Origin of the sequence: Capsulimonas sp., assembly GCF_039929585.1 — a bacterium.
Lineage (GTDB): Bacteria > Armatimonadota > Armatimonadia > Armatimonadales > Capsulimonadaceae > Capsulimonas.
This window is the reverse complement of sequence record NZ_JBDSQY010000360.1, coordinates 1-14,519: the sequence shown is the minus strand read 5'-3', so window position 1 is coordinate 14,519 and position 14,519 is coordinate 1. Positions and strand designations below refer to the sequence as shown.

Annotated in this window: 10 protein-coding genes and 1 pseudogene; 6 read left to right on the top strand and 5 right to left on the bottom strand. The window is 59.5% G+C overall.

The window, feature by feature from the left end; translation table 11 throughout:
• Together ABIZ35_RS27895 and ABIZ35_RS27890 are read left to right on the top strand one after the other, a co-directional pair.
• A pseudogene (locus ABIZ35_RS27895) lies at window positions 1-491 on the top strand (hypothetical protein); the annotation flags it as partial.
• A gap of 11 nt (window positions 492-502) precedes the next feature.
• Window positions 503-1,021: a hypothetical protein gene (locus ABIZ35_RS27890; protein WP_348223220.1), complete on the top strand. Its 519-nt coding sequence runs from the start codon at window positions 503-505 to the stop codon at window positions 1,019-1,021.
• Window positions 1,022-1,257: 236 nt separating this feature from the next.
• On the opposite strand, the gene ABIZ35_RS27885 is transcribed toward ABIZ35_RS27890, so the two are convergent.
• A complete protein-coding gene (locus ABIZ35_RS27885) occupies window positions 1,258-2,340 on the bottom strand; it encodes a Gfo/Idh/MocA family oxidoreductase (RefSeq protein ID WP_348223219.1) in 1,083 nt (360 codons plus the stop codon).
• Between the two features lie 169 nt (window positions 2,341-2,509).
• On the bottom strand, window positions 2,510-4,042 hold the full coding sequence (locus ABIZ35_RS27880) for a S24 family peptidase (RefSeq protein ID WP_348223218.1): 1,533 nt from the start codon (window positions 4,040-4,042) through the stop codon (window positions 2,510-2,512).
• A 224-nt stretch (window positions 4,043-4,266) separates the two neighbouring features.
• On the opposite strand from ABIZ35_RS27880, the gene ABIZ35_RS27875 reads away from it, so the two are divergent.
• A complete protein-coding gene (locus ABIZ35_RS27875; RefSeq protein WP_348223217.1) occupies window positions 4,267-4,800 on the top strand; it encodes a hypothetical protein in 534 nt (177 codons plus the stop codon).
• 53 nt (window positions 4,801-4,853) lie between these two features.
• Here the strand turns inward: ABIZ35_RS27875 and ABIZ35_RS27870 are convergent, their stop codons facing one another.
• From ABIZ35_RS27870 to ABIZ35_RS27860, 3 genes are read right to left on the bottom strand one after another with little or no spacing between them, the layout of a single operon-like run.
• Window positions 4,854-5,318, bottom strand: a complete 465-nt coding sequence (locus ABIZ35_RS27870) for a GyrI-like domain-containing protein (protein WP_348223216.1) — start codon at window positions 5,316-5,318, stop codon at window positions 4,854-4,856.
• 35 nt (window positions 5,319-5,353) lie between these two features.
• On the bottom strand, window positions 5,354-6,313 hold the full coding sequence (locus ABIZ35_RS27865; protein WP_348223215.1) for a DnaJ domain-containing protein: 960 nt from the start codon (window positions 6,311-6,313) through the stop codon (window positions 5,354-5,356).
• A gap of 48 nt (window positions 6,314-6,361) precedes the next feature.
• Window positions 6,362-7,378, bottom strand: coding sequence for an AraC family transcriptional regulator (locus ABIZ35_RS27860; protein WP_348223214.1), 1,017 nt, complete (start codon window positions 7,376-7,378; stop codon window positions 6,362-6,364).
• Window positions 7,379-7,610: 232 nt separating this feature from the next.
• Between ABIZ35_RS27860 and ABIZ35_RS27855 the strand changes: the two genes are divergently transcribed.
• The 3 genes from ABIZ35_RS27855 to ABIZ35_RS27845 all read left to right on the top strand — a co-directional run bounded on the left by ABIZ35_RS27855 (window position 7,611) and on the right by ABIZ35_RS27845 (window position 14,404).
• Window positions 7,611-10,391 (top strand): GH92 family glycosyl hydrolase, encoded by a 2,781-nt coding sequence (locus tag ABIZ35_RS27855; protein WP_348223213.1) that lies wholly within the window; start codon window positions 7,611-7,613, stop codon window positions 10,389-10,391.
• Between the two features lie 265 nt (window positions 10,392-10,656).
• The gene (locus tag ABIZ35_RS27850; protein ID WP_348223212.1) at window positions 10,657-12,882 is read left to right on the top strand and encodes a glycoside hydrolase family 27 protein; all 2,226 of its coding nucleotides are present in this window, start codon (window positions 10,657-10,659) and stop codon (window positions 12,880-12,882) included.
• A 568-nt stretch (window positions 12,883-13,450) separates the two neighbouring features.
• Entirely contained in the window at window positions 13,451-14,404 is a 954-nt protein-coding gene (locus ABIZ35_RS27845; protein WP_348223211.1) for a DUF1152 domain-containing protein, read from the top strand.
• Window positions 14,405-14,519: the final 115 nt, after the last annotated feature.

Below are 14,519 nucleotides of genomic sequence, written 5' to 3'. Positions count from 1 at the left end.
TATTGGTGGATGCGTTAGAATGGAAGTGCATGTGGTTGATTTTCTTTGGTGTGGTTACCAAGAAGACTACCACATGCGCTCCTCAAACGCCATCCCCACTTGTTCATAATGACATGAGACTCGACACCTACTGGCTTGCGGCAAGGCTGGCGGGCGGCGGGCGAAAACCGGATCTTGAGAAGTGCGCGGTGAAAAGCCCGCTGATTGACCATCGGTTTCGGTATTATCAGGCGACGCTTGAGACGCCTCCGTCGGAGGAGCACCTGGCGATGACGGCGCAGCAGGTCTGTGACGAACTTCTGCGGGTGTATCAAGAATCGCTCGCGCATTTCAAGGCGCTGGGTCCCGATCCCAAGAGCTCCATCCCCGGCTGGCCGGACGGAGACACGTATGACGAGGCGATCAAGTACTCGGCGTTTCACGTCAGTTATCATACGGGACAGATGTATTCGGTCCGGCATCTATTGGGTGACACGACGACGGACAACTGAGAGGGGCGGAAATGGAGATACAACAGGCGCTGAAGGAACAGTACCACGCCGGGCTTGCAATGCTCGCGCAGTGCGTCGAGAATTGCCCAGAGGATCTATGGCTTGAGGGCGCGCATCCGCGCACATTCTGGCGCATCGCCTTCCACGCCGCCTTCTTTACGCACCTCTACATGGTCCAGAATGAGGCGGCGTTTCAGCCCTGGCCCGGACGGCGAGAGGGGATCCATCAGGGACTCTGGAGTTCGCCGTCGGATGTGGAGCCTTACGAACTGCCCGAGGGCGCCGATATTTACCAGAAGACCGAGATGCTCGACTATATCCGGTTCGTCGACGGCCTGGTCGACTCCACTGTCGATCAGCTTGATCTCGACACCGATGATGCGGGCTTCGCATGGTACAAGAATATCAGCAAGATGTCCCATCAGCTCATGAACCTGCGCCATATTCAGGGCCACGTAGGGCAGCTGTCCGAACTGCTGATGCAGAAGGAAATCGATATCGACTGGATCTCTCAGTCCCCTGGGCTGTGACCCGGTAACCTACCCCCGCGCTTCGCGCGACCCCTCCCATGAAGTTGGGAAGGGTTGGAAGAGGTTCTCGGACGAAAGCCGCCTGCGATAACAAAAATCCTAATACCCTTCCCAGCTTCATGGGAGGGGTCGCGCGAAGCGCGGGGGTAGGTTACTCAGCGAGGGACATATGTGACGCAAAAAAGGCCCGTGGCATACACCACTGGCCTTTTCAGCTTGTCGCGAGGTGCGATGGCTTAGTCGAAGTAGATCGCCTTGCCCGATTTCGCGGAGTCGTAGATCGCTTCCAGGATTTGGGAGACGATGAACGCCTGCTGCGGGAGGACGACCGGGTCGGTGTCGTTGAGGATCGCGTCGATCCACATGCGCGCTTCCAGGGTCGAGTCGTTTTCCGTCTTGCCGGAGTAGAACGCCACGCCGCCGGCCTTCAGGTCGACTTCCTGGGTGTAGAGGCGGCTGTGCTGCTCGCCGTTGATCCGCAGGCCGCCGATCATGTCCGCGCCGCCTTCGGTGCCCGAGAGGGAGCACTTGGCTTCGTCCACGTTCAGCGTGTTGAGCGCCCAGCTGCTCTCCAGGATGATCGTTGCGCCGTTCTTCATCGTGATGAAGCCGAACGCCGAATCTTCCACGGTGAACTTCTTGGGATCCCACGGGCCCCAGGCGTTCGCCGCGTTCTCACGCTGCGAGAGCTTGTGGTACGAGGCTCCCATGACGGACTTCGGCTCGTAGTTGTTCATCATCCAGAGGGTGAGGTCGAGCGCGTGGGTGCCGATGTCGATCAGCGGACCGCCGCCCTGCTTCTCTTCGTCCAGAAACACGCCCCAGGTGGGGACGGCGCGGCGGCGGATGGCGTGGGCCTTGGCGAAGTAGATCTCGCCGAGCGTACCCGCGTCCACGACCTTCTTCAGATGCTGGCTATCCGGGCGGAAGCGGTTGTTGTAACCAACGGTCAGCTTCTTGCCGGTCTTGATGGAGGCGTCGAGCATCCGCTTGGCGTCGGCCGCAGTCTTCGCCATCGGCTTTTCGGACATAACGTGCTTGCCGGCTTCCAGCGCCGCGATGGCGATGTCCGCGTGGGCGTCGTTGGGGGTGCAGACCTGGACGACGTCGATCGACGGGTCCTTGAGCATCTCGCGGTAGTCGGTGTAGACCTTGGCGTCCGGCGTGCCGTACTCCTTGGCCGCCAGCTTCGCCTTATCCTCGATGATGTCGACGAACGCGACCTGCTCTACGTTGTCCAGCGTGGCGAGGCTGGGCATATGCTTTCCGTTGGCGATGCCGCCGGTACCGACAATAGCAATCTTTAAAATCTTCGACACAGACAAATTCCCCCTTCGCGATAGGAACATTCCCAAGCGCGGTGTTTAGCGATAGACGCCGCGATCTCCTGCGTCTTCTCGCCACCATTTTACAATATTTTAACGGAAATGTGAACTGCTTTTGCGTTAAAGCACAAGGAATTTTCCGGCGCAATTCGCGCAACCATAATTAAAACGCCAATGTGTCTCCAGAACGGGCGATTCCCAGCACTTTTCCGTGGATTCGCAGCGCCGAAGGATCGGGAACGGGAATCGGCGCGAAATCAGGATTCGACGGCAGCAGCGTCACTTCGCCCCCTGGTGAGCGGTAAAAACGTTTTACGGTGGCGCGATTGTCCTCAAACCACGCCGCAACCATGTCGCCGCTCTGCGCGCTTTCCTGGCGCCGCAGCAGGATCAAGTCGCCTGGGTAAAGGCCGTCGCCGCTCATGCTCTCGCCGTCAATGGTCAGCAAGAAGTAACTGTCGCTCGAATTGAGCCCCTCCGCGTCGAGGTCGTAATACTCCGTCGGCTCCTCGCCCGTCTCGCGGGGAGGCCCGGCGGCGATGTCGCCGTACATCTGGATCCGCCGCGTCTCGAAGCGATGCTCTGAGTTTAATCCCGATCGGAAGTGGAACACGGGGAGGCGGGCCGGCTCGGCGGCTTCCTTGGCGGGCGTCGGGATCGTCACAGGGTGGGCGGGCGCGATCGGCTGCGACGGCGCCTCCCAATCGGGAACCGTCTCGGAGACGCCGGGCGGGGTATGGCCGCGTGAGCCAGTATATATCTGCTTGTTGTCGAAGAAGAAGCTTTTGACGAAGTCCGTGGCGGAGTTCTGCTGCGCTTCCCACATGATATACAGCTTGGCGCTAAGATCATCCGCCATATGCACGATCAGCGCCTCGGGGAAACTCGGCGTGACCGGCGCGCCATAGTCCATACGGCCATGGTGCGAGAGGATAATGTGCTGAAGGGCGTCGCTCATCTCCTCCGGGATATCCGGCTCCTTCGCCATCATGGCGGCGACCCTGCGGTATCCCAGCATCGTGTGCCCGATCAGATGCCCTTGGCGGGTGTATTGATACCCGTCTCCGGTCTGCTCCAGCTCATGCACCTTGCCGATGTCGTGCAGCAGGGCGCCGGCGATTACTAAATCCCGCGACAGATCGCTCGTGCGCCAGCGGGCGGCGCCGTCGATGATGGAAGCGGCGAGATCGGTCACTTCCAGCGTATGCTGAAGCAGTCCGTGGGGAAAGGCGTGATGGGCGCGTTTGGCGGCGGGGGAGAGGGCGAACTTCTCGCGGAACGGGCCGGTGAACGTCCTGTTCAGGAGTGAGCGCAGGCCGGAATGCGTGACCTGGCGGATATAATCGTCCAAGCGCGCCGAAAGCTGCGCCAGCGGTTCGCAGCGCGCCCAGTGAAAGAGAGTCTCGTCTTCGGGTTTGCCGGCGGCGATCATCCAGTCGGTCAGATGGATTTGGCGGACGCCGTTAAATTCACCCACTCGGCCGCGTACGTGGACATATGTCATGTGCCGTACGCCGGCGTGCTCGGCGGCCGAGACATCCCAGCGGACGGCCGTGCATTGTCCCGTGTGGTCCTGAAGCACAATCTCCAGACGCCGCTTCTTGCCGGGCGGATCGTGCAGGGTGAAGCCCGCGACGACGAAGACATCGTCGACTTCCTCATTGATCTGCAATGTCTTGGCGAATTGGCGCTTCATCCCTAAACCTCGTCCATTCAAATTTTGATAATTCAGTATACTAGCTCAAGACGAAAAATCGCGGAAGCGCACCGGGAATCCGATGAAATGTTCGCCGATCATTGGTTCGGTCGCCACGAATAAACATCCCTGCTCGTTTGCTCGCGTCAAATATCGGGTAAAATCTTGGGGAAGCGCCTAGAACGTTCTAGGCGGCAATAATTTTTCAAGGAATTGCACTACCGATGAGAATGCATCCGTGTCTGATGCTCGCTGTGTTCGCGTTTTGTCTGGCTGCTCCCGTTTGCCATGCGGCGCCCAGCGACAAGCCCGCGTCCGCACAAACCGATGTGAGCGCGGCGCCCGCTACGGATCCCGCTCAAACGAGCGGACGCCGTCACCGGCGCCATTGGCGTCGGTCCCATGACCCGGGCGGCATGAAGGTGGCGGCGCCTGGCCGCGGACACTCCCTGCGCTGGCATACGGTCCGCGATGCAAACGGCCATAGGCACAAGCAGTGGTACTACGGCGACACAGGGGAAAACGTTTCCGGCCCCGAAGCTGGCGGCGACGGCGAGATCGCCCGGGATTTGGACGCCCCGATGTCGCGCAGTGAACGCGAAGAGCAGCATGCGCGTCGCGTCAAGGCGCTGGAGCATCTGGCCCAGGTCGAAGAGCGCGTCAAACGTGACCGTCTGGCGCGCGCACAGAAAGCCAAAGCGCATTTTCATCGCGTCCAAAAAGAACTCAGCGAAAAACACGCCGCCGCCAAGCAATAGCTGTCTGAGAAAACGCCCCGCGAATAAAATCGCGGGGCGTTTTGCGTTTTTACTTACGCCAAGCCGAGCTGAAGCTCCGTCACGTTCTCCGGCGAATCGTAATCGACCCAGTGCTTGTAAATCTCCCGCGTTTCCCAGGTCGCCCGAAGCCCCTGCTCCTTCATCGCATCCATCAGCATCTTGTATCCATTTTGAATCCCCGGCATGCCGCCAATATAGTCCATGGCGATGCAGTGAAACTCCGGCGCTTCGTAGACCTGAAACGGCCCTGGCGCCTCGGCTTCGGGCCGTTCGAGAAGCGGAACGCCAATTTTCAGTGTGAAGACTTTTTCCATCGACCCGTCGGCGCCATCGTAAAAGAAATAGATGGGACCGCCCACGGCAAGCGACTGCTCCTCGGCGGCGGCATAGATCATTCCTGGAACTTCACCGCCGAGCGCGGCAATCTCGGGAATGGTGGTTTCGTGGGTCGAGGCGAGAAACAGGGCTGCGGGGACAGTTTTGATTTCGATGGTCATCAGTGGCTCCTGAGGCTGACGTAGACAGTCATGGACTAACGCGGTTTCTGGCGCAGTTCCTCGCGTACGCGCTGGTATTGCTGATCGAGGATTTCGGAATCGGTCTTGATGTGTATTAAGGCGTCCTGCTGTTTCTGTGACGGACGTGACGCAAGATCCTCGATTTCGAAGCGGACCATATCGCGCTGCAGAAGCATGGCGTGGGAATCGGTCGCCAGCTGCGTGCGCCACTGGAAGTGCTCCGGCGACGCGCTGTCCATTTTCTCGTCGTCGGCAACCACAGTCTGAACCGCTGAGATGAGGGCGGTGATTTTGGGATCGACTTCTTCCATGCGGCTTTGCAGTTTCTGCTTGACGCGCAAGGCGCGCTGCTCGGCCGATGCATCGGCGGGAAGAGCTTCGTCGTCCGCCGGCGTCGGCGGGGGGTAGGGAACCAGCGCCATTGGCGGCGGCGAGGACCAGGCGCCGCCAGCCGGCTGCGCTTCGATGGGGTCCGCGCCCAGCGACGGTGCGATCCCCGCGTGGTTCAGGGGCGTCGGCTGCCACCATTCGTAGTAGACCATACCCACGACCGCCAGCGACACCGCCAGCCCAATCGAGGCGGCGGCGACCCGGACGCGCTTGCGTTCGGCGCGTGTCAGCGGGCGCGCGGGCGTTCGCGTCCGCGCCGACTTCGGCCTCCGTCGCTTGGCGTCGCCCGCCGTCACGGGGTGCGGACGCGCTGCCGGCCGGTTCGCCGCACGCGGGCCAGACGCGGACCGCTGGGCCTGTTCTCGCTCACGCCGACGGTCCAGCATCGCCTTATGGGCCGGGTCGGACAGCAGGGCGTACGCGGCGTTCAGCCGCCGCAGGCGCTCTTCGGACGCCGCGCGGTCGTGGGGATTTAAGTCCGGGTGATACTCTTTCGCAAGCCGGCGATACTGTTCCTTCACCTGCTCCAGGGTACTTCCCGGCTCAAGTTTCAGCGCAATATAAGGATCCGGTTCCGCAGTCATACTCTTCTATTCGGGGGGAAATGCGCCGTTTCCTGCTCGCACTCACTTTTATGCCCGCGTATCGCTGGGGGAGAGGCTCCATGGGCTTGGGCCACCGGTGCGCCGGTATTCTCGGGGCGTCATGCGCATGATCTGCTGGAAGGCGTTGGAGAAGTTCGGATAGGCGGTGTAGCCCAGCCGGTCCGCGATCGTTTTGATCGGTATGTTTGTTTCCCGGAGCAGCAGGCAGGCGCGCTCGATCTTCTGCTCCAGGATGAACGTGCGCGGGGACTTGCCCAGCCGGCTGTGAAATAACCGTGAGAGATATTCGCGGCTGACACCGATCTGGCGAGCGACGTCGCTGACGCGCAGGTCGGCCGCCTCGCCGGAGGTGATGATCGCCACGGCTTGCTGCACGAGATCCTGGGACTGATCCTCCGGATCGGCGGGCTGGTGCGCCGCCACGAGCGCCATCATCAGATCGTTTGTCAGCTCGATGGCCTCGTAGAGCTGCATCTGATGGATATGCGTTTGTCCTGGCGTGTACCGAGGGCCTTCAAACGACAGCAGACGCTGGATAATTCTCGATTCTTTGGGGATGCGATAGATCGGGCCGTACTTTTGCAGCATCGCGCGCACCATCACATGCGCCTGTAATCCGTGAAAGGCGAATGCGAGGAAGCGCCAGGGCTCGGTGGCGCTGGGTGGATAGTAGTAACTGGCCAGAGGATTATTCGTCTCCACGAGAAACGCCTCGCCGGCGTTCGTCACATAGGAACCACTGGCGTCGGTGATCCCGCCCTGTCCCGAGAGCGTATAGCAGAAGTAGCGGATCGGGTCCGCTTCCCGCATCTTGCAGTCGCACCGGTAATCGGGGGTGCGAACAAGCTGCTCCGAGACCGTGAGCGGCCGGGAAAAAAGAGGCGCGTCTCCAAAAATCAGAAACCCACAATTCCATAGCACTTCATACGTCTGTGGATGCGTGCGGAAGTAGTGCTCTTGTTCCTCGCGCCGGGGCTTGATCGATAAAAGAGGCGGCAATACATCGGAGACTTCGGTGTCTTGTGACAGTAATTCGCTATTCATGCTGCCTTATTCAGTGTCGTTTGCGGGAAAGTGCGCCATTGCAATCTTTGGTATCAACGATACATTACCATATAATTCGGGAAGTGTCACCCCGTCCCAATGCGAATTTGTCGATGTCACAAGATCATAACGAGATGTCACATCGCATGCGTTGACGCGGCGATTGGCGCGCTTTATAATGGAACTGTTCACCTGAGTTTCCTCAAGAATTCTCTCTGAAAGCGATCTCCTCATGACTACCCTTCGTCTCTGCCGCGCCGGGATTTTCCTTGGCCTGCTGCTTGCCCCGTTATCCATACACGCCGCCGCGCCTAACCCCATCGGCAGTGTCGATCCATTCATCGGGACCGACGGACATGGCCATACGTTTCCCGGCGCGGTGCTGCCGTTTGGGATGGCGGTCCTCAGTCCGGACACGCGGACTGAGACCTGGGACGGCTGCTCTGGATATCTCTACAGCGACAAGACGATCCTGGGGTTCAGCCATACGCATCTTTCGGGAACCGGCGGCGGCTGTTTGGGAGATGTGATGGTAATGCCGACTGTCGGCGCCGTGCATTTTGACGCGGGTCAGCCGGGCGACGGCTATATGTCGCGCTTTTCGCACGCACGCGAGGCGGCGCAGCCCGGCTACTACCGGGTCTATCTTCAGGATCCCAAGGTGACTGCCGAACTGACGGCGACGGAGCGCTGCGGCTTCCATCGCTACACCTTCCCGGCGGCCGACAATGCGCACATCGCCATTGACCTTGACCACGGCATCCAAAGCCACGCCTCGGACAGTGAAATTCGCGCCGAGAACAGCACGACGATCTCGGGATTTCGCAAATCGAACGGGTGGGGCGGATCTCGGATCGTCTATTACGTGATGCAGTTCTCGAAGCCGTTTGATTCGATCGATCTGCAAAAGAGCGGCGAGCCATTGCCGCCGGGAACGAAGGAAGCGTCTGGCGGCGTGATGAAGGCGTCGGTGAACTATCATACGAAGGCCGGCGAGGCGATCCTGATCAAGGTCGGGGTCTCCGGAACGAGCATCGAGGGCGCGCGCAAAAATCTGAAAGCCGAGATCCCCGGCTGGGATTTCAAAGGCGTTCGGAATGCCGCAGGGCGGGCGTGGAGCCGCGCTCTGGATAGCGCGCAGATTGAGACGCGGGACCCGCACTTGCGCCGCACGTTTTACACTAATCTCTATCTCTCCTATATCGGGCCATCGCTGTTCAACGATGTGGACGGCGCCTATCGAGGGCTGGATCATCAGGTCCATACCAAGCCCGGCTTCCAGAACTACACGGCGTTCTCCCTCTGGGACACATACCGGGCCGAGCACCCATTGCTGACCCTGCTTCAGCCGGGACGCGTGGACGATATGGTCTCGACGATGCTCACGCAATACCATCAGCAGGGATCGCGCACCACGCCGATCTGGCCGCTCTGGGAAAACGAGACCTGGTGCATGATCGGCTATCACTCGACCGCCGTGATGGCGGACGCTTATTTGAAGGGCTTCCGGGGCTTTGACGCCGAGGCGGCGTATCAAGCGATGCGCGACACCGCCATGCAGGACCGCAACGGACAGGATACATATAAGACGCTGGGCTATGTCGCTTCGACTCCCGGTATGCAGGCGACTTCCAAGACCATTGAATATGCCGTCGATGACTGGTGCATCGCGCGCATGGCCGAAGCGCTGGGACACCACGAAGACGCCCAGATGTTCTACAAGCGCGCCGGACACTACATCAATCTCTATGATTCGACGACCGGGTTTCTGCGCGGACGCAGGGCGAACGGCGAGTGGCGTCCCAAGTTCGACCCTATCGGTCAGATCAACGACGAATACACCGAAGCCGACGCCTGGCAGTACGCCTTCGCCGTTCAGCAGGACGTTCCCGGTATGATCCGGATGCATGGCGGCGACACCGCCTTCATCAAAAAGCTGGACACACTCTTCACGATGAGTTCGAAAACGCGTACGATCATCCCGGACATTACGGGCTTGATTGGGCAGTACGCGCAGGGCGACGAGCAGTGCCACCATATCGCCTATCTCTACAACTACGCCGGGCAGCCCTACAAGACCCAGAAGTGGGTGCGGGAGATCATGCGCTCGCAATACAGCGATACGCCGAACGGCGAGTGCGGCAACGTGGACTGCGGCCAGATGTCCGCCTGGTATGTCTTCAGCGCCCTCGGCTTCTACCCCGTCAACCCCGCCGCCGGCGTCTACGCCATCGGCAGCCCTGCCGTCAGCAAATCCGTGCTGCATCTCGACGGTAAGAAATACGGCGGCCGCGAGTTTACCGTGATCGCTCAGAACAACAGTCCCAAGAACGTCTACATCCAGTCGGCGACGCTCAATGGCAAGCCATTTGAACGGACCTGGATCACGCACCGCGAACTGACCGGCGGCGGCGTCCTGCGCCTCGTGATGGGACCGAAGCCCAACCCGCAATGGGGCGTTGGTTCCGACTCGCGTCCGCCGGCCACCATGCCTGCGGGATTCCAATACGCCAAGTTCCCCGCGCCCGCCGCGGAGCAGAACGTAACCCTGACGGTTCCGATCCGGGTCGCCTGCGGCAGCGATGACCCCATCGGCGCGTTTGTCTCCGATCCCAATATGCTCGACGGCCAGCAGAACAGTACGGAGGCGCCGGTCGAGGTCAATGTCGCCCACGCCGCCCCGGCCGCCATTTACCAGTGCGAGCGGTACGCCAACGACTTCACATGGAGCTATCCCGTTCCCAAAGGCCGCTACACCGTGCGCTTGCACTTTGCCGATGTCTTTGACAAAGAGGCCGGCCAGCGTTTGGAAAACGCTGCAATCAACGGCTCGCAAGTCCTGAAGAACTTCGACATCATCGCCACGGCGGGCGGAACGCACAAGGCGGTCGTCAAATCGTTCGCCGGCATTCGTCCCGACGCCTCCGGCAAAATCGCGATCCACCTCTGGGCCGCCCCGACAAGCCCCGACGGCAACGCCAAGATCAACGGGATTGAAATTCTGCCGGAGTAGACAGCTTGACAGCAATGTCATGGAATGTTAGAATAGGCCAGTTTATGTAAGCGCTTTCATGCAATGGAGCCCTCACCCTCGTTCCCTCTCCCGGAGGAGAGGGATGTCCAATATTTAGTATCCGAACGTGGCTTCGCGCAAAGGCAACGGAGATACCGAACCCCACGTGAACCACGTTTTGGCGTCGACTTTTGGACATCCCTCTCCTCCGGGAGAGGGAACGAGGGTGAGGGCTCCAGCGCTGTCGCAATTCAGGAGTATCACGTTGCGTATCTCAAGTTTCGCCCTTCTGCTTTCAGCGTCGTTAGCATTAAGTGTTCTGACGAGGGTTGCGTTCGCTGCTCCCAAGCCGCCTCTGAAAGCGCAAGCCTCGATCGATACGGTGGCGCACAAGCCTTACATGGGCTGGACGACCTGGAACCTTCAAGACGTGCATCTGCCGCAGTACAACAAAGGCTGGCTGAATGAGAAGCACGTCCGCGAACAGGCAGATCTCATGCACCGCCTGCTTCAGCCCCATGGCTACAACTACGTGAACATCGATTCGGGGTGGGCGGGGCCTTATGACAAGTACGGCCGGCCCACTCCGGACTTGAAGAAATTTCCGTCCGGAATTAAAGGCCTCGCGCGTGACTTCCACAAGCGCGGGCAGAAGATCGGCATTTACTGGATCCCGGGCGTCCAGAAGATCATGTACTGGCAGAATCCGCCGATCTACGGGACGAAGTATCACATTCGTGACATCGTCGCGGATCCGCATGTGGCCGGGAACGCCTTTGGCGACTGGCATATGAAGATCGACTTCACCAAGCCGGGCGCGCAGGAGTTTATCGATTCGATCGCGCGTCTCTTTGCGTCGTGGGACATCGACTATCTCAAGATCGATGGAGTCGGCCCCGGATCGGATTCCGAGGTGGACAGCCGGGACAATATCAAGGCGTATTCCCAGGCCCTGCGCAAGAGCGGACGCCCGATCTGGCTGGAAATCTCCTGGCGCGTGGATCACGATCAAGTCGGTTTTTGGCAAAAGTATTCTCAAGGCCGCCGCGTCAACGACGATGTGGACAGCCTGACCGAGCATATCACCGGCTGGAACCAGCTGATGAAGCGCTTCCAGGAAGCGCCGCTCTGGAGCGAGGACGCCGGCCCCGGCAAAGGCTGGAACGACTTCGATTCGATCTGCGTCGGAAACGGCGCCATGGACGGCCTCACCAATGATGAGCGGCAGCTCGCGATGACCTTCTGGGCCATCAACTGCTCTCCCCTTTACAATGGCGACGATCTGAGCAAGCTCGACGCCTTCGGCCTCCAGCTGCTGACCAACTATGAGGTGATCGCGGTCGATCAAGCCGGCCGTCCCGCCGTGCAGATGATCGGCGGCGCCCACCAAGTTTGGCGCACGGACAACGGCGACGATACCTATACCATCGCTCTGCTCAATCTGGGCGCCGAGCCAGCGACAGTCGCCGCTGATTGGAAATTTCTCGGCGTCAAGCGTAATCTACCCCTGCGCGATCTCTGGGCGCATCAAAACCTGCCGTCGACCCCGGACAAATTCCAGGCGACTTTAGCGCCGCACTCCGCGCGCTTGATTCGCGTTGGCCTAACAGATCCCAGCTTATCTCGGTTTATCCATGTCGCCGTCTCTGCGCTGCGCGCCAAAGGGGTTCACGGCGCCGTTCATCTGTCATGGGATCGCTTGTTTTCCGCATCTCATTACATCGTGCGCCGCTCCCGCTCCGCGCATTTCGGCTTCACGACCGTCAACAGCCGCGTCGTTGCAAACACCTATACGGACCGCGTCGCCGCCGACAACGCCCCGTACTATTACCAGATCATTCCCACGAACGCCTTCGGCTCCGGCCCGGCCTCACCGCCCGTCAACGCCGCTCCACTTCGCAAAACCTCGCCCAGCGTTATCAGCATCGATTTCACCGGCGACGCCATCGCCATGGACCAGGACGAAGTCGCCGGAGCCGTCCCCACAATCAACTGGAACACCGCTCCCTGCCGCTACGGCGGGCTTCCGCTGATCGACGGCGTGGGAAACCTCAGCGGCGCACGCGTCCACTACGACGCCGGCGGCACGTACGCCACCCCCATCCCGGACCATGACGGCGGCAATCGCATGATGCGCGGCTACCTGGAAACCTACGCCCACGACACCACCCATATCACGGTTTCCAATCTCCCCAAATCGTTCACAAAATATGGCTACGACGTCTACCTCTACTGCGACGGCGGCAATGTCGGAGCGACCCGCGTCGCCAAGTTTACCATCGGCGCACAAAGCGTCAATGTCGCCGACCGCGCCGGGTCCTTCTACAAAGGCCAATACGCCCCACCGTCTGCGCCCAACGCCAACTACGTGAAGTTCACCGGACTCAAATCCAACACATTCACGCTGCTTGCGACACCGATTTCCTCGACGGACGATAACCTGCGTGCTCCAATCAACGGGATTCAGATTGTGGCGCGTGGAAATGGGTGAGCTTAAAGGAAATAGGCTACAATCGTAGTCATGAAAAGCTTTCGTTGTGTCTCAGGAGTGGCGCTCACTCTCCTCGCTCTTAGCATGTCCGCTGCATGTGCGTCGCCCGCCCATCACGTCAAACCCCAGAGAGACGCATTTGCATTGCCTCTCGCACAGTATTTGATTGCGAAGTACAACGGGGGAGCGCATCCGGGATTGAGCTTTATCGAGAACAAAACTCGGTTTCGGACATCAGAATTGCTTTTACATCTTAATGCGGCAGGGATGCCTGCGGAGAAGAAGTCTAGAGCCCATCGAGTTTATGCTCGTAGTCGAAACTCCACGCTCTTCGATGAAATATTCACGGATCGTTTGACAGGGAAGAAGGGCGTCCTCATCGACTTGGGACCGGTCAAATCGCGCAGAGCGAGGAGCGTCGTTGCTTCATTTCGTGTGCTCTATGGAACTCGGGGTGGTTATGGCGGTCAGTGCTTTGTGCAGAATGTGAAGGGGAATTGGATCGTGACGAACGAACGTATTACGGTCCAATATTAGTAGGCGAAGTCTTTTACGCCGAGGCTCCTTCATGTCAATTCTGCAAATTCCACTCTTCAAAACGTTAGACAGCGCGCAAACCATTCTGCTCGCTGGCGCGGGTGGCGGGTTCGATATTTACTGTGGGCTGCCCCTTTACTTCGCCCTGCGCGCCGCCGGCAAGCAAGTGCATCTCGCGAACCTTTCGTTCGCGACGATTTATGCCTCCACCGGGCGGCGTATTGGCCCGGCGGTGGTGGAAGTTACGGCGAAGACCGAGGGCCCGGAGCAGTATTTTCCGGAGATGTATCTGGCGCAGTGGCTTGCGTCACAGGATATTTACGAGCCGATCTATTGTATCGATCGCACCGGCGCGAAGCCGACGGCGGACGCCTATCAATTCCTTGCCGAGCGCTTGCAGCCGGATGCCGTGGTGCTGATCGACGGAGGCACGGACAGCCTGATGCGCGGAGATGAGCCGATGCTGGGAACACCGCAGGAGGACATTGCCAGTATCGCGGCTGTCGATGCGCTGGACGTTCCCACCAAGCTCTTGCTCTGTCTCGGCTTTGGTGTCGACACATTTCACGGCGTCTGCCACCACTACTTTTTGGAAGCTGTTGCCGATATTACGCGCGCCGGCGGATTCCTCGGCGCCTGGTCGCTCACTCCAGACATGCCCGAAGTCGCCCTCTACCAAAAAGCGTTCGACTACGCCGCGCTCAAAATGCCCCACCAGCCCAGTATCGTCTCTGGCTCTATTCTTTCGTCTATTGAAGGTCGATTTGGAAACTTCCACTCGACGCCGCGCACCGAAGGCAGCCAGCTTTATATCAACCCATTGATGACCCTCTACTGGGCCTTTCAGTTGGATGCCATTGCTCGCCGTAATCTTTATCTCGATGAGATAAGAGAAACGGTGAGTTACCAAGACCTCTCGCGGGCGATTGAGATGTTCCGCAATCGACTGCCGACGGAGCAGCCATGGGTAGATTTGCCGATGTAAAGAAGGCGCTCCGAATAATTTGCAAAAACTCCAAATTTTGACTATAGTTGTAGTCAGTTGTAAGCGAGTCAATGCTGAATTGTTTTGGAGGACCTAGTGAATAATGCCGCCGTAA